This window comes from Streptomyces sp. NPDC043726, from assembly GCF_056436565.1.
On record NZ_JBWKCI010000003.1, the window covers coordinates 675,508 to 690,940 of the forward strand.

The window sequence follows — 15,433 nt, forward strand, 5'->3', positions numbered from 1 at the left end:
GTCAGCGGCTCATACGGGACAATCGACCCGTTGGACAGAACCACGGGGAGGAACCGTGTCCGGATTCGTAGAAAAGCCCGAGCCGATCCAGGTTCCGGGCCTGGTACACCTCCACACCGGCAAGGTGCGCGACCTGTACCGGAACGAGGCGGGCGACCTCGTGATGGTCGCCAGCGACCGCATCTCGGCGTACGACTGGGTGCTGCCGACCGAGATCCCCGACAAGGGCCGGGTCCTCACCCAGCTCTCCCTGTGGTGGTTCGAGCAGCTCGCCGACCTGGCCCCCAACCACGTCCTGAGCACCGAGCTGCCGCCCGGCGCCCCCGCCGACTGGGCCGGCCGCACCCTGATCTGCAAGTCGCTCGACATGGTCCCGGTGGAGTGCGTGGCCCGCGGCTACCTCACCGGCTCGGGCCTGGTGGAGTACAACGACACCCGCACGGTCTGCGGCCTCGCCCTCCCCGAGGGCCTGGTCGACGGCAGCGAGCTCCCCGCCCCGATCTTCACCCCGGCCACCAAGGCCGCGGTCGGCGAGCACGACGAGAACGTCTCCTACGAGGAGGTCGCCCGGCAGGTCGGCGCGGACACCGCCGCCCAGCTGCGCCAGGCCACCATCGCCGTCTACTCCCGGGCCCGGGACATCGCCCGGGAGCGCGGGATCATCCTGGCGGACACCAAGTTCGAGTTCGGCTTCGAGAACGACACCCTCGTCATCGCCGACGAGGTCCTCACCCCGGACTCCTCCCGCTTCTGGCCGGTGGACCAGTGGGAGCCGGGCCGCGCGCAGCCGTCGTACGACAAGCAGTTCGTGCGCGACTGGCTGACCTCGCCGGCCTCCGGCTGGGACCGCAAGAGCGAGCAGCCCCCGCCGCCGCTGCCGCAGGAGGTCGTGGACGCGACCCGCGCGAAGTACGTGGAGGCGTACGAGCGTCTGACGGGCACGAGCTGGGCGTGACCGCCACAGGCCCGTAACGCCGAAGGCCCCCGGAGAACCGGGGGCCTTCGAAAGAGAGCGGACGACGAGGCTCGAACTCGCGACCTCAACCTTGGCAAGGTTGCGCTCTACCAACTGAGCTACGTCCGCACTGCGCCGTGGCGCGAGAGCAACTATACCCAACCTCGCTCGCGGGCGAGCCGCACCGCCGCGTGACGGTTCTCCGCCCCGAGCTTGGAGACGGCCGAGGAGAGATAGTTCCGCACGGTCCCCTGGGACAGCGCGGCCCGCTCCGCGATCTCCGCGACAGGGGCGCCGTCGGCGGCCAGTTCCAGCACCTCGGCCTCCCGGGCGGTCAGCGGGGAGTCCCCGGCGGAGATCGCGTCGGCGGCCAACTCGGGGTCCACGTAACGGTTTCCGGCCCGGACCGTCCGAATGATCTCGGCGAGCCGCTGGGCGCTGACGGTCTTGGGGACGAACCCGCGCACACCCGCCGCAAGCGCCCGCTTGAGGTGCCCCGGGCGGCCATGGCTGGTCACGATCATGACCTGGCAGGACGGCAGTTCCGCCCGCAGCGATGTGGCGACCTTCACACCGTCCGCCCCGGGCATCTGGAGATCCAGCACGGCGACGTCGGGCCGGTGGGCCCGTGCCATCGCCAGCGCCTCGGGTCCGGACGCGGCCTCGGCGACGACGAGCAGGTCGTCCTCCAGCGAGAGCAGCGCGGCCAGCGCCCCCCGGATCAGATGCTCGTCGTCGGCGAGCAGTACCCGCAACGGCTCGCCACTCACGCCACAACCACCCCCAACGGCACCTCGGCCACCACCCGGAACAGGGCCCCTTCGGCTCCCGCCTCCAAGGTCCCCTCCACGGCGGCGAGCCGCTCCCGAAGCCCCGCGAGCCCGGACCCGGACCCCTGGGCGGCGCCTCCCGCCACCCCGTCGTTCTCCACCGTCAGCACCACACGCCCCTCCCGTACCCGAACCGACACCGAACACCGCTCCGCGTTCCCGTGCCGCAGCACATTCGTGATCGCCTCCCGGACCACCCATGCGAGCACCGACTGCACCTCGGCCGGCAGCCCGTCGACCGGCCCGCTCACCTCGCAGGTGATCCCGGCCGCCGTCAACACGCCCTGTGCCCCGGCGAGTTCGGCTCCCAGGTCGGCCTCGCGGTAACCCCGTACGACGTCGCGCACCTCGCGCTGGGACTCCTGCGCGATGCGCTGCACCTCGATCATCTGCTCCACCGCCTCGGGCCGCCCGCGCCGGGCGAGCTGCACGGCCAGCTCGCTCTTGAGCGCGATGACCGCCAGATTCCGGCCCATCACATCGTGCAGATCCCGCCCGAACCGCAGCCGCTCCTCGGCCACGGCGAGCCGGGCCCGGGTCTCGCGGGCCTCGTCGAGCTCGAAGACGGCGTTGAGCAGCCAGACGGAGAAGGCGGAGGTGAAGGCGACGAACCCGGCGCCGAGGAGCACCACCAGCGCGGTGACGAGTCCGGCGCCGACCGGCAGCCCCAGGGGCCAGGTGACGACCCACGCCCCCGCCGCGAAGCCGCCGACGACGGCGAGCACCCGTCGGCGCTCCTTGACGCCGAGCGCGAGGGTGCCCGCCCCGAAGGCCGTCACCCCAGCGAAGACGACCCCGGCGGCGGACTCCTCGTCCTTCCCGCCGGGCCCGTGCTGCGCCAGCGCGAGCGCGGCCACGGCGATCACCGCGGTGACCGCTGCCAGCGTCCACAGCAGCCGCACCGGCTGCTCCCGCTGCCCGCGCGTCCAGTCCAGGGCACGGGAGGCGGTCAGCATGGTGAGCGCCGCGTGTCCGCACACCGCGAGCAGCAGCCAGAGCCCGACCGCCGTACCGGTCTGGCCCAGGGCGGCGAGGCCGATGGAGAGGATCTCGACCACTCCGAAGAAGTGGAACGACCAGCGGGTGTACGTCTCGACCTTCGCCGGCGTGCTCTTGCGCCGCCACCACCCCACGGCCACGTCGGACTCCCCGTTCTTCTCGTACGTCAGCGCCGTGGCTCCCAGCGGAACCACCGCCGTACAGCAAACACGGCCAGCGCGGTCCAGGCCAGGGCGATCAGCACCGGTCCGGCCGTCTCGGACACCGACAGCTCACCGGTCCAGCCACCACGCACCAGCGTGATCACCGGGGTGAGCGGCAGCAGCTCGCACACCGACGCCACCTTGCCGGGCAGCATCTCCAGCGGAAAGGTCATGCCGGAAGCGAGCATCGAGACCAGCAGCAGCGGCAGCGTGGTGACCTGGGCGCTCTCGGTGGTGCGGGTGAACGCCGAGGTGAGGGCGGCGAGCGCGGCACACAGCACCAGACCCAGCAGCAGGGCCAGGACGGCGAGATGGGGGGCGCGGGGCGCGGGGACGTCCAGGACGACCGTGCAGCCCGCCACCAGCAGGAGGGACTGTCCGAGGCCGGTGGTGACGGCGGGCAGGGCGGACCCGGCGAGGATCTCGCCGTCCCGCAGCTCACCGGTGCGCAACCGCTTCAGCACGAGTTCCTCGCGCCGGGCGGTGAACACGCCCACCAGCGAGCCGTACACCGCGAAGAGCAGGGAGAAGCCGACGGCGGCGGGCAGGACCACGGTGCCGGCGGTGAGGCCGTACTCGTCCAGGTCCATGTCCTTGGTCGCGGACCAGACGCTGAACGGCAGGACCAGCGGGACGAACAGGGCGGCGACCAGGGTGCCCCGGGTGCGGCCGAGCAGGGTCAGCTCGGCGCGGGCCAGGGCCTTCATCCGGCCGGCCGGGGTGGTGACGGTGCCGCTCATGCCGCGTACTCCTTCGTCTCGTGCGCGGAGGCCTCCCGCGCGATGCCCAGGAACGCCTCCTCCAGCGAGGCCGACCGCACGTCCAGCCGCCGCAGTTCGACCCCGGCCCGTCCGGCCCAGGTCAGCAGCTCTGTTGCGGCCCGCTGGAGCTCGTGGGTGCGCAGCCGTACGAGGCGGCCCTCGATCTCGTGTCCGGTGATCTCCAGCTCGTCCAGCGGGGGCAGGTCGCCCAGGAAGTAGTTCTCGGGCAGTTCGAAGGAGATCCGGGCGGGCTGGGCCGCGGTCACCTCGGCCGGGGTGCCGGCAGCGGCGATGCGTCCCTCGTGCAGGATGGCCAGCCGGTCGGCGAGGTCCTCGGCCTCCTCCAGGTAGTGCGTGGTCAGCAGCACGGTCGTGCCGGCGTCGCGCAGCTCCCGCACCAGCGCCCAGGTGTCCCGCCGCCCCTCGGCGTCGAGGCCGGTCGTCGGCTCGTCGAGGAACAGCACCTCGGGGTCGCCGAGCAGCGCGAGCGCGAGGTCCAGCCGCCGCCGCTCACCCCCGGACAGCTGCTTGACGCGTACGCCGGTCTTCCCGCCGAGCCCGACCCGCTCCAGTACCTCCCGCTCGGGCCGCGCCCCGCTCACACACCCCGCCCACATCCGCGCGGTCTCCGCGACGGTCAGCTCGGAAGGGAAGCCGCCCTCCTGGAGCATCACGCCGGTGCGCGGCCGGACGGCCTCCCGCTCGGCGAACGGGTCGTGCCCGAGCACCCGGACGTGCCCCCCGGCCGGACGGGCGAGCCCCTCCAGCAGTTCGACGGTGGAGGTCTTGCCCGCGCCATTGGTGCCGAGCAGCGCGAAGACCTCACCGCGGGCCACCGAGAAGGTGATTCCGCGCACCGCCTCGAACCCGCCCCCGTACACACGCCGCAGGTCGGTGACCTCAATCACGTGTTCGTGTTCGTTCCTGTCCATGACGTCAGCGTCCCGGCCTTCGGAGTCCGTCGGCAGTGCGCGCTGTCATCACCCGGCATGACAAATGTCAGAAGCAAGGGTGCGGGAGTCAGGGAAACGCGAAAGGCCCCCGGAGAACCGGGGGCCTTCGAAAGAGAGCGGACGACGAGGCTCGAACTCGCGACCTCAACCTTGGCAAGGTTGCGCTCTACCAACTGAGCTACGTCCGCATTGCCTCCGACCGGCTCTCACCGATCGGCGCGAGCACCAGCCTACCTGATCCAGAAGGATGCTCGGTACGGCGGTGCAGAGCGGGTGACAGGAATTGCACACTGCGCCTTCCCCCTGGAAGGGGGATGTTCTACTACTGAACTACACCCGCATGTACTCCGTGAGCTGGGCTTTTCGGCCCCGCCCTCGGCGTGCTCCAGACTCTAGCCGACCGACAGGGGTGCAGCGCAAGTCGGTTGTCCTCAGGGCCCGCTGACGCACCCTGAGGACGATGACCCCGGGGACGGGTCACTGCGCCGCGGCGAACGCCTCGTAGACCTTCTTGGGGATTCGGCCGCGGGCCGGTACGTCCATCTTGTTGGCCTGGGCCCAGGCCCGGACGGCCGCCGGGTCGGGGGCGACCTCGGTCTGCCGGTACGCCTTGCCGGAGCGCGAGCGCTTGCGGCCGGCCTCCACGTACGGCTCGAGTGCCTTACGCAGTTTCTCGGCATTCGTTTGGTTCAGGTCGATCTCGTACGACTTGCCGTCGAGTCCGAAGGCGATCGTTTCCGCCGCTTCCGAGCCGTCGATGTCGTCAAAGAGGGTGACCACGACCTTCTGCGCCACGAATATCGGTCCCTTCGTGCGGCCAGCTGACAATTCATTTGTACAGTGCCCGACATTGCATTGTGAAGTTCGACTAAATCCCCCCGCGTGTCCGAGCGCAATAGCTATCAGGTGTCGATCTGGGATCTTTTCCCGAAGTTTTCATGGACGGCCGTCGTCGCCCCCGCTCGTGACGGCCCTCACGTAGATTCCTACAAGTCGACGCGCGTAGAAATTTTGTGCAGGTAGTCTGAAACCACCTTGCAGGAACCAGCTCAGCACCACACCACCGGGAGTGCACGTGGCACGCGTCGTAGTCGACGTCATGCTCAAGCCGGAGATCCTCGACCCCCAGGGCCAGGCGGTGCAGCGCGCACTGCCGCGGCTGGGATTCGAAGGCATCTCGGACGTCCGTCAGGGAAAGCGATTCGAACTGGAAGTTGACGGGCCGGTCGACGAGGCCGCGCTCGCCCGCATCCACGATCTTGCGGAATCCTTCCTCGCCAACACCGTGATCGAGGACTTCACCGTCAAGGTGGAAGAAGTGGCGGAGGCGGCCAAGTGACCGCTCGTATTGGCGTCGTCACTTTCCCGGGAAGTCTCGACGACCGGGACACCCAGCGCGCGATCCGCCTCGCGGGCGCCGAACCGGTCGCCCTCTGGCACAAGGACAAGGACCTCCGTCAGGTCGACGCGGTCGTCCTCCCGGGCGGCTTCTCCTACGGCGACTATCTGCGCGCCGGGGCCATCTCCCGCTTCTCGCCGGTGATGGAGACCGTCATCGAGCAGGCGAAGGCCGGCCTTCCGGTCCTCGGCATCTGCAACGGCTTCCAGATCCTCACCGAGGCCCACCTGCTCCCCGGCGGGATGCTCGGCAACGACCACCTGCACTTCATCTGCCGTGACCAGAAGCTGCGGGTGGAGAACGCGTCCACGGCCTGGACCAGCGACTACGAGAGCGGGCAGGAGATCCACATCCCGCTCAAGAACATGGACGGCCGCTACGTGGCCGACCAGTACACGCTGGACAAGCTGGAGGCCGAGGGGCGGGTGGCCTTCCGCTACCTGGACTTCAACCCGAACGGCTCGCTCAACGACATCGCCGGCATCACCAACGAGGCCGGCAACGTCGTGGGCCTGATGCCGCACCCGGAGCACGCCACGGAGCCGCTCATCGGCACCGGCCGCACCGACGGTCTCCCCTTCTTCACCTCGATCCTCAAGAAGCTGGTCAACGCATGAGCCGGACGCCTCTGGACACGGTCGAGCACGCGGCCGAGACCCCCGACGTCGAGCTGCCCTGGGCCGAACTCGGCCTGAAGAAGGACGAGTACGAGCGGATCGTCGAGATCCTCGGCCGCCGCCCGACCGGCGCCGAGCTCGCCATGTACTCGGTCATGTGGTCCGAGCACTGCTCCTACAAGTCCTCCAAGGTCCACCTGCGCCAGTTCGGCGAGAAGGCCCCGCAGTCGGACGCCCTGCTCGTCGGCATCGGTGAGAACGCCGGTGTGGTCGACGTCGGTCAGGGCTACGCCGTGACCTTCAAGGTCGAGTCGCACAATCACCCCTCGTACGTGGAGCCCTACCAGGGCGCGGCCACGGGTGTCGGCGGCATCGTCCGCGACATCATCGCGATGGGCGCGCGGCCGGTGGCGGTCGTGGACCCGCTGCGCTTCGGCGCCGCCGACCACCCCGACACCAAGCGCGTGCTGCCCGGTGTCGTCGCCGGCATCGGCGGCTACGGCAACTGCCTGGGTCTGCCCAACATCGGCGGCGAGGTCGTCTTCGACTCCTGCTACCAGGGCAACCCGCTGGTCAACGCCGGTGCCATCGGTGTGATGCGGCACGAGGACATCCACCTCGCGAAGGCGTCCGGCGCGGGCAACAAGGTCATCCTCTACGGCGCCCGCACGGGTGGCGACGGCATCGGCGGCGCCTCGATCCTGGCCTCCGAGACCTTCGACGACGCCAAGCCGTCGAAGCGTCCTGCCGTCCAGGTCGGCGACCCCTTCCAGGAGAAGCTCCTCATCGAGTGCACCCTGGAGGCCTTCAAGGAGAAGCTGGTCGTCGGCATCCAGGACCTCGGCGCGGCGGGCCTGTCCTGCGCGACGAGCGAGCTGGCGTCCAACGGTTCCGGCGGCATGACGGTCGTACTCGACGACGTACCGCTGCGCGACTCCACGCTCTCGCCCGAGGAGATCCTCATGAGCGAGTCGCAGGAGCGCATGTGCGCGGTCGTGGAGCCGGCGAAGGTCGACCGGTTCCTGGAGATCTGCGAGAAGTGGGACGTCATCGCCACCGTGATCGGTGAGGTCACGGACGGCGACCGGCTGGAGATCTACTGGCACGGCGGCAAGATCGTCGACGTCGACCCGCGCACGGTCGCGCACGACGGCCCGGTCTACGAGCGCCCGTACGCCCGCCCGTCCTGGCAGGACGAGCTCCAGGCGGACGACGCGGGCAAGCTGCCGCGGCCCGCGACGGCCGAGGAGCTGAAGGACCAGGTCCTGAAGCTGGTCGGCTCCCCGAACCAGGCCTCCAAGAAGTGGATCACCTCGCAGTACGACCACTTCGTGCAGGGCAACACCGTGCTGGCCCAGCCGGAGGACTCCGGCATGATCCGCATCGACGAGGAGACCGGCCTCGGCGTCGCCATCGCGACGGACGGCAACGGCCGCTACGCCAAGCTCGACCCGTACGCGGGCGCGCAGCTGGCGCTGGCGGAGGCCTACCGGAACGTGGCGACGACCGGCGCCAAGCCGCTCGCCGTCTCGGACTGCCTGAACTTCGGCTCGCCCGAGGACCCGGCGGTGATGTGGCAGTTCGCGGAGGCCATCCGCGGTCTGGCGGACGCCTGCCAGCAGCTCGGCACCCCGGTGACCGGCGGCAACGTCTCCCTCTACAACCAGACCGGCGAGGTGGCCATCCACCCGACCCCGGTCGTGGCCGTGCTCGGCGTCATCGACGACGTCGCCCGCCGTACGCCCGTCGCCTTCCAGGAGGAGGGGCAGCTGCTCTACCTTCTCGGCGACACGCGTGAGGAGTTCGGCGGCTCGGCGTGGAGCCAGGTCGTCCACGACCACCTCGGCGGCCTGCCCCCGAAGGTCGACCTGGAGCGTGAGCGCCTGCTCGCCGAGATCCTGATCTCCGCCTCCCGCGACGGCATGATCGACTCCGCGCACGACCTGTCCGACGGCGGTCTGATCCAGGCGGTCGTGGAGTCGGCGCTGCTCGGCGGCAAGGGCGCCCGCCTGATCGTCCCCGACGGTCTGGACGCCTTCACCTTCCTCTTCTCGGAGTCGGCGGGCCGCGCGGTCGTCGCCGTCCCGCGCTCGGAGGAGGTCCGCTTCAACGACATGTGCGGCGCCCGGGGCCTCCCGGTCACCCGCATCGGCGTGGTCGACGGCGACACCGTCGACGTCCAGGGCGAGTTCGCCCTCACCCTGGAGGAGCTGCGCGAGGTGCACGAGGCGACGATCCCGTCGCTGCTGGCGTAACCGAGCCGTGCGAGGCCCCCGTCCGTTCCGCCGGGCGGGGGCCTCGCCATGTCCACCGCACCTACGCTTGACCGCATGCCTCCGGCCAAGAAGCGCACCCGCAGCTACGACCCAGCGAAGATCCGCACCGCGGTCCTGGGCCAGTTCACGCACGTCCAAGACGCCGTACGCGGGCTCACGCCCGACCAGTTGGCGCTGCCGACGCGGCTCGGGGAGTGGACCGTGCGGGAGTTGGTCGCGCACATCGGGATGGCGCTGACGGCCATCGGGCGGGCCCTCGACAAGCCCGAGCCGGCACGGCCGGACGCCGTGCTGCTGGACTGGCCGTTCGCGACCTCCGCCAGCTCCTCGGCCATCGACGAGTTCACCAGGACGCTCGTCCGGGACCATCCCGACCTCGACGGCTACCTCGCGGACATCGCGCGCGCCCTCGAGGAGCAGCTCGACACCCACCCGGGCACCCGGCTGCTGGACACCAACGCCGGTGCCCTGCCGCTCGCCGACTACCTCGTCACCCGTGCCGTCGAACTCGTCGTCCACACCGACGACCTGAACGCCGCCGTACCGGGTCTGGAGGTGCCGTACGACCGCCAGGCCCTGGCCGCCTGCACCCGGCTGCTCGCCGACGCGCTCGCCGTGAAGGCGCCCGGGGGCTCGACCGAGGTGCGGATCCCGCCGTACGCCGTGGTGCAGTGCGTCGAGGGCCCCCGGCACACCCGCGGCACCCCGCCGAACGTCGTCGAGACCGACCCGCTGACCTGGATCCGGCTCGCCACCGGGCGGCTGGAGTGGAAGGACGCCCTCCAGGAGGCGAAGGTCAGTTCGAGCGGGGAGCGGGCCGATCTCGGCGCGTTGCTGCCCCTGATGGCCTGACGACACAACGGACCGATAACGACCCCGAACCCAACACCCGCCTCGTGCGTCCAAGGGACATGAAGCGGACGACAAGTGTGAAGTACGCCGCCGCGGCCCTGGCCGGCACCGCCGTCCTGGCCGCCTGCGGCACGGAGTCGGGCAGTGACAGCGGCTCGGTCGGAGACGGCGGGAAGACCACCAGGAGCACCAAGGCCGCCGACATCGCGGACACCCGCTGGGTGCCCCGGAAGGTCACCGTCGACGGCAAGACGTACGAGCTGCCGACCGAGGACAAGCGGTTCCGGGTCGACCAGGCGCACATCGTCTTCAAGCCCGGCACCACCAAGCCGGACGAAGGCGGCGGAGAGTCCGGCGGCTCGGTGGGCTGCAACGACTTCGGCGCCGATGTCGAGATCGACGGCGACACCGTGAAGATCACCGACCTCTTCTCCACCGCTATGGGCTGCCCCGGACCCGTACAGGAGTTCGAGGAGCGCTTCCAGAGTGTCTTCACCGGCACCCTCAAGGCCGCGATCGAGGACCGCGACGGCACCAAGACCCTCACTCTGACCAGGGGCGACGGCGACTCCATGACCCTGACCGAGGGACCGGCGAAGGGCGCGGAGCCCGAGCCCGCCCTTCAGGGCACGAAGTGGACCGTCGACACCCTGCTCTCCGGCAAGGGCGACGACGCCACGGCCCAGTCCCTGCCCGAGGGCGCAAAGCCCCACCTCACCCTGTCCGAGGACGGCTCCGTGAGCGGCAACCTCGGCTGCAACAACTTCCGGGGCAAGGCGACCGTCAAGGACGGCACGATCCGGTTCGGGCCGCTGTCGACCACCCGCATGCTCTGCGAGGGCCCGGTGATGAAGGCGGAGCGGGAGCTGACCGAGATCCTGGCCGGCAAGGTGTCCTACCAGCAGAAAGACCAGGAGCTGACCCTCACGGCGGCCTCCGGGGACGGTCTCGTCGCCCGTGCGAAGCCATCGGCGAAGTAAGAAAGCCCACTCTCCACGAATTCGGACCAGTGGTCGATCTCGCCTACACTCGGAGCCGTGCCACGTGGTGACGGTCGACTCAATCACGATCTGCTCCCCGGCGAGAAAGGCCCCCAGGACGCGTGTGGCGTCTTCGGTGTCTGGGCTCCGGGCGAAGAGGTCGCAAAGCTCACGTACTTCGGGCTCTACGCCCTCCAGCATCGGGGCCAGGAATCCGCGGGAATCGCGGTCAGCAACGGCTCCCAGATCCTCGTCTTCAAGGACATGGGCCTTGTGTCCCAGGTCTTCGACGAGACCTCTCTCGGTTCGCTCCAGGGTCATATCGCGGTCGGACACGCCCGCTACTCGACCACCGGGGCCTCCGTGTGGGAGAACGCCCAGCCGACGTTCCGCGCCACCGCGCACGGCTCCATCGCGCTCGGCCACAACGGCAACCTCGTCAACACCGCCCAGCTCGCCGAGATGGTCGCCGACCTGCCCAAGCAGGAGGGCCGCAGCCCGCGTGTGGCGGCGACCAACGACACCGACCTGCTGACCGCGCTGCTCGCGGCCCAGGTCGACGAGGACGGCAAGCCGCTGACCATCGAGGAGGCCGCCCACCGGATCCTCCCGCAGGTCCGGGGCGCCTTCTCGCTGGTCTTCATGGACGAGCACACCCTCTACGCCGGCCGCGACCCGCAGGGCATCCGCCCGCTGGTCCTCGGCCGTCTGGAGCGCGGCTGGGTGGTCGCCTCGGAGTCCGCCGCCCTCGACATCTGCGGCGCCAGCTTCGTCCGCGAGATCGAGCCGGGCGAGTTCGTGGCCATCGACGAGAACGGCCTGCGCACCTCCCGATTCGCGGAAGCGAAGCCCAAGGGCTGTGTCTTCGAGTACGTCTATCTCGCCCGCCCGGACACCGACATCGCCGGCCGGAACGTGTACCTCTCCCGCGTGGAGATGGGCCGCAAGCTCGCGAAGGAAGCCCCGGTCGAGGCCGACCTGGTCATAGCGACCCCGGAATCCGGCACCCCGGCCGCGATCGGCTACGCGGAGGCCTCCGGCATCCCGTTCGGCGCCGGCCTGGTGAAGAACGCGTACGTCGGCCGTACGTTCATCCAGCCCTCGCAGACCATCCGGCAGCTCGGTATCCGCCTGAAGCTGAACCCGCTGAAGGAAGTCATCAAGGGCAAGCGCCTGGTCGTCGTCGACGACTCCATCGTGCGCGGCAACACCCAGCGGGCCCTGGTCCGCATGCTCCGCGAGGCCGGCGCGGCCGAGGTCCACATCCGGATCTCCTCGCCGCCCGTGAAGTGGCCCTGCTTCTTCGGCATCGACTTCGCGACCCGCGCGGAGCTCATCGCCAACGGCATGACGATCGACGAGATCGGCACCTCGCTGGGCGCCGACTCCCTGGCGTACATCTCCATCGACGGCATGATCGAGGCGACCACCATCGCCAAGCCGAACCTCTGCCGCGCCTGCTTCGACGGCGAGTACCCGATGGAGCTCCCGGACCCCGAGCTGCTCGGCAAGCAGCTCCTGGAGACCGAGCTGGCCGCAGGGCCCGCCGCCACGGCCGCGGCCGACGCGATCCGTCGCCCCTAAGTTCTGCCGTACGACACGAAAGTTCTCACCCCATGTCTGAGACCACTGGTGCCAGCTACGCAGCCGCGGGCGTCGACATCGAAGCGGGCGACCGCGCCGTCGAGCTGATGAAGGAGTGGGTGAAGAAGACGCAGCGCCCCGAGGTCCTCGGCGGCCTCGGCGGGTTCGCCGGCCTCTTCGACGCCTCCGCCCTCAAGGGCTACGAGCGCCCGCTGCTCGCCTCCGCCACGGACGGCGTCGGCACCAAGGTCGACATCGCGCGCCAGCTGGGCGTCTACGACACCATCGGCCACGACCTGGTCGCGATGGTGATGGACGACATCGTGGTGTGCGGCGCCGAGCCGCTGTTCATGACCGACTACATCTGCGTCGGCAAGGTCCACCCCGAGCGGGTCGCCGCCATCGTGAAGGGCATCGCCGAGGGCTGTGTGCTCGCCGGCTGCGCCCTGGTCGGCGGCGAGACGGCCGAGCACCCCGGCCTGCTGGGCCCGGACGACTTCGACGTCGCCGGCGCCGGTACGGGCGTCGTGGAGGCCGACCGGCTGCTCGGCCCGGATCGCATCCGTAAGGGTGACACCGTGATCGCCATGGCGGCCTCCGGTCTTCACTCGAACGGGTACTCGCTGGTCCGCCACGTCCTGCTGAACCAGGCCGGCCTGGCCCTGGACGCGCGGATCGAGGAGTTCGGCCGCACCCTCGGCGAGGAGCTGCTGGAGCCGACCAAGATCTACTCGCTGGACTGTCTGGCGCTGACCCGGACCACCGATGTGCACGCCTTCTCGCACATCACCGGCGGCGGACTCGCCGCCAACCTGGCCCGCGTGATCCCGGACGAGCTGCACGCGATCGTGGACCGCTCCACCTGGACCCCCGCTCCCGTGTTCGACCTCGTCGGGAAGACGGGATCGGTCGAGCGCCTGGAGCTGGAGAAGACCCTCAACATGGGCGTCGGCATGATCGCGATCGTGCCCGAGGAGTCCACGGACGTGGCTCTGGCGACCCTGGCCGACCGCGGGGTCGAGGCCTGGGTCGCGGGTGAGATCACGGACCGGGGTGAGCACACCGAAGGTGCCGCGCTGGTGAGTGACTACGCCTGACAGGCAGCACGAAACCCGGTCCAGTGCCGAGGCCCCGGACCGGGTGAAGTGCAGTCGTGACGGAAACCGCGAAGCGAGCTACGTCAAGCGCCGCGACGCTGCGACGTGGGACCGGACTCTTCGTCCTCGTCCTCGTCGTCGTCGTTGTAGAGATCCGCGTACTGGGCGTACGGGTCGTCTTCGTCCTCGTCGTCCTCGAACGGCTCGCCGTTCGGCGGCTGGCTCGAAGTCGAAGCGCCCAGCTCACTGGCCAGACGCGACAGGTCAGTCCCGCCGCTGTTGTACTTCAGCTGGCGGGCGACCTTCGTCTGCTTGGCCTTGGCCCGGCCGCGCCCCATGGCTCGACCCCCTCGGTGACGGGGCTCGACGGCCCCAGAGTCTCGACACGCGTTCATGATCTGAAACGGGCTCTCCGCAGAGAGACCGGTCCGTAGGGCTTCCACGGTACCTGAGCCCGCGCCCATACGGTACGTCGCCCGCAGCACGCGCGTGTGCACAGGACCTTCGAGGTGCCCCGTCCTCGCTGGTCAACGGCGATTTTAACCACTTATCGCCGGTCGACCCGCCGGTAGAAGTGAGAGTTCTCTCTAAGTGCCCACCAGCGGGTACCGGTCAAATTCGGGGCCCTTCGTGGATCAGTGCGCCCGGCGCGCCGCGGCGGCCTCGTGCATCCGCTGTTCGGCGATCCGGTCGGCGGCCGCGGCCGGAGGGATCCCGTCCGCCTTCGCACGTGCGAATATGGCCAGCGTGGTGTCGTAGATCCTGGCCGCCTTGGCCTTGCACCGCTCGAAGTCGAAGCCGTGCAGCTCGTCGGCGACCTGGATGACACCGCCGGCGTTCACCACGTAGTCGGGCGCGTAGAGGATCCCGCGGTCGGCGAGGTCCTTCTCCACGCCCGGGTGGGCGAGCTGGTTGTTGGCGGCACCGCAGACGATCTTCGCGGTGAGCGCGGGCACGGTGTCGTCGTTGAGGGCGCCACCGAGCGCGCAGGGGGCGTAGATGTCGAGGCCCTCGACGCGGATCAGGGTCGCGGTGTCGGCGACGGCCGTCACGCCCTCCGGGTGCGCCGCGAGGATCCGGCCTACGGCCTGCTCGCGCACGTCCGTGATGACGACCTCGGCGCCCTCGGCACGCAGGTGCTCCACCAGGTGGTGGCCGACCTTGCCGACGCCGGCGATGCCGACCTTGCGGCCGCGCAGCGACGGGTCGCCCCACAGGTGCTGGGCGGAGGCCCGCATGCCCTGGTAGACGCCGAAAGCGGTGAGCACGGAGGAGTCGCCGGCGCCGCCGTTCTCCGGGGAGCGGCCGGTGGTCCAGCGGCACTCGCGGGCGACGACGTCCATGTCGGCGACGTACGTGCCGACGTCGCAGGCGGTGACGTACCGGCCGCCGAGGGAGGCCACGAACCGGCCGTAGGCCAGCAGCAGCTCCTCGGTCTTGATCTTCTCCGGGTCGCCGATGATCACGGCCTTGCCGCCGCCGTGGTCGAGACCGGCCATGGCGTTCTTGTACGACATCCCGCGCGCGAGGTTCAGGGCGTCGGCGACGGCCTCCGCCTCGGTCGCGTACGGGTAGAAGCGCGTACCGCCGAGGGCGGGGCCCAGCGCGGTGTTGTGGATGGCGATGACGGCCTTGAGGCCGCTGGCGCGGTCCTGGCAGAGCACTACTTGCTCATGACCGCCCTGCTCCGTCTGGAACAGGGTGTGCAGTACATCAGCAGGTGCGCCGGTTACGTCGGTCACTGTGGTGACTCCTGGGTAAGTAGCGGCGGTTGGGAGCAGCTCCCGTGCGGGTGGCGGGAACTGTGAGCACGAGATTAGAGCCTGGGGCTCGCCGCCACCTCGACGTGCTCAGGATCACCTACTCCCGGAGTACCCCCGTGCGACGATTTGCATAGTTTTCCCGTGGCTTTGTGAGCGGGTTTCTC

Annotated in this window: 15 protein-coding genes and 3 tRNA genes; 8 read left to right on the top strand and 10 right to left on the bottom strand. The window is 70.0% G+C overall.

What is annotated here, in order from left to right:
- Positions 1-55 precede the first annotated feature (55 nt).
- Positions 56-955 (top strand): phosphoribosylaminoimidazolesuccinocarboxamide synthase, encoded by a 900-nt coding sequence (locus AC068Z_RS12055; RefSeq protein WP_478554493.1) that lies wholly within the window; start codon positions 56-58, stop codon positions 953-955.
- A 56-nt stretch (positions 956-1,011) separates the two neighbouring features.
- Here AC068Z_RS12055 and AC068Z_RS12060 read toward each other — a convergent pair.
- The 8 genes from AC068Z_RS12060 to AC068Z_RS12095 all read right to left on the bottom strand — a co-directional run bounded on the left by AC068Z_RS12060 (position 1,012) and on the right by AC068Z_RS12095 (position 5,496).
- Positions 1,012-1,084: transfer RNA gene (locus AC068Z_RS12060), tRNA-Gly, on the bottom strand.
- 23 nt (positions 1,085-1,107) lie between these two features.
- Entirely contained in the window at positions 1,108-1,725 is a 618-nt protein-coding gene (locus AC068Z_RS12065; RefSeq protein WP_478554494.1) for a response regulator, read from the bottom strand.
- Positions 1,722-2,969, bottom strand: coding sequence for a sensor histidine kinase (locus AC068Z_RS12070; RefSeq protein WP_478554550.1), 1,248 nt, complete (start codon positions 2,967-2,969; stop codon positions 1,722-1,724). Before AC068Z_RS12070 ends, AC068Z_RS12065 begins: the two co-directional genes overlap by 4 nt.
- Complete coding sequence (locus tag AC068Z_RS12075; protein ID WP_478554495.1) at positions 2,951-3,727, bottom strand: ABC transporter permease; 777 nt, start codon at positions 3,725-3,727, stop codon at positions 2,951-2,953. The genes AC068Z_RS12070 and AC068Z_RS12075 overlap by 19 nt, the downstream gene beginning before the upstream one ends.
- The gene (locus tag AC068Z_RS12080) at positions 3,724-4,680 is read right to left on the bottom strand and encodes an ABC transporter ATP-binding protein (protein WP_478554496.1); all 957 of its coding nucleotides are present in this window, start codon (positions 4,678-4,680) and stop codon (positions 3,724-3,726) included. Before AC068Z_RS12080 ends, AC068Z_RS12075 begins: the two co-directional genes overlap by 4 nt.
- 136 nt (positions 4,681-4,816) lie before the next feature.
- Positions 4,817-4,889 (bottom strand) — tRNA-Gly (locus AC068Z_RS12085).
- An 80-nt stretch (positions 4,890-4,969) separates the two neighbouring features.
- Positions 4,970-5,041, bottom strand: a tRNA-Gly gene (locus AC068Z_RS12090).
- Between the two features lie 137 nt (positions 5,042-5,178).
- Complete coding sequence (locus tag AC068Z_RS12095; protein WP_041821757.1) at positions 5,179-5,496, bottom strand: histone-like nucleoid-structuring protein Lsr2; 318 nt, start codon at positions 5,494-5,496, stop codon at positions 5,179-5,181.
- A 280-nt stretch (positions 5,497-5,776) separates the two neighbouring features.
- Between AC068Z_RS12095 and purS the strand changes: the two genes are divergently transcribed.
- The 7 genes from purS to purM all read left to right on the top strand — a co-directional run bounded on the left by purS (position 5,777) and on the right by purM (position 13,506).
- The gene (gene purS, locus AC068Z_RS12100) at positions 5,777-6,040 is read left to right on the top strand and encodes a phosphoribosylformylglycinamidine synthase subunit PurS (protein ID WP_015659417.1); all 264 of its coding nucleotides are present in this window, start codon (positions 5,777-5,779) and stop codon (positions 6,038-6,040) included.
- Positions 6,037-6,717 (top strand): phosphoribosylformylglycinamidine synthase subunit PurQ, encoded by a 681-nt coding sequence (gene purQ, locus AC068Z_RS12105; protein WP_451717814.1) that lies wholly within the window; start codon positions 6,037-6,039, stop codon positions 6,715-6,717. Before purS ends, purQ begins: the two co-directional genes overlap by 4 nt.
- Entirely contained in the window at positions 6,714-8,972 is a 2,259-nt protein-coding gene (gene purL / locus AC068Z_RS12110) for a phosphoribosylformylglycinamidine synthase subunit PurL (RefSeq protein ID WP_478554497.1), read from the top strand. The genes purQ and purL overlap by 4 nt, the downstream gene beginning before the upstream one ends.
- 75 nt (positions 8,973-9,047) lie before the next feature.
- Positions 9,048-9,845 (top strand): maleylpyruvate isomerase family mycothiol-dependent enzyme, encoded by a 798-nt coding sequence (locus AC068Z_RS12115; protein ID WP_478554498.1) that lies wholly within the window; start codon positions 9,048-9,050, stop codon positions 9,843-9,845.
- A gap of 59 nt (positions 9,846-9,904) precedes the next feature.
- Positions 9,905-10,825 (top strand): META domain-containing protein, encoded by a 921-nt coding sequence (locus AC068Z_RS12120; protein WP_478554499.1) that lies wholly within the window; start codon positions 9,905-9,907, stop codon positions 10,823-10,825.
- A gap of 57 nt (positions 10,826-10,882) precedes the next feature.
- Positions 10,883-12,409, top strand: coding sequence for an amidophosphoribosyltransferase (gene purF, locus AC068Z_RS12125; RefSeq protein ID WP_478554500.1), 1,527 nt, complete (start codon positions 10,883-10,885; stop codon positions 12,407-12,409).
- Positions 12,410-12,441: 32 nt separating this feature from the next.
- Positions 12,442-13,506 carry a phosphoribosylformylglycinamidine cyclo-ligase gene (gene purM, locus AC068Z_RS12130; RefSeq protein ID WP_478554501.1) on the top strand — a complete coding sequence of 355 codons (1,065 nt, stop codon included), beginning with the start codon at positions 12,442-12,444 and terminating at the stop codon, positions 13,504-13,506.
- Between the two features lie 83 nt (positions 13,507-13,589).
- Here the strand turns inward: purM and AC068Z_RS12135 are convergent, their stop codons facing one another.
- Together AC068Z_RS12135 and AC068Z_RS12140 are read right to left on the bottom strand one after the other, a co-directional pair.
- Positions 13,590-13,844 (bottom strand): DUF3073 domain-containing protein, encoded by a 255-nt coding sequence (locus tag AC068Z_RS12135; RefSeq protein WP_478554502.1) that lies wholly within the window; start codon positions 13,842-13,844, stop codon positions 13,590-13,592.
- A 297-nt stretch (positions 13,845-14,141) separates the two neighbouring features.
- A complete protein-coding gene (locus tag AC068Z_RS12140; protein ID WP_478554503.1) occupies positions 14,142-15,248 on the bottom strand; it encodes a Leu/Phe/Val dehydrogenase in 1,107 nt (368 codons plus the stop codon).
- Between the last annotated feature and the right edge of the window lie 185 nt (positions 15,249-15,433).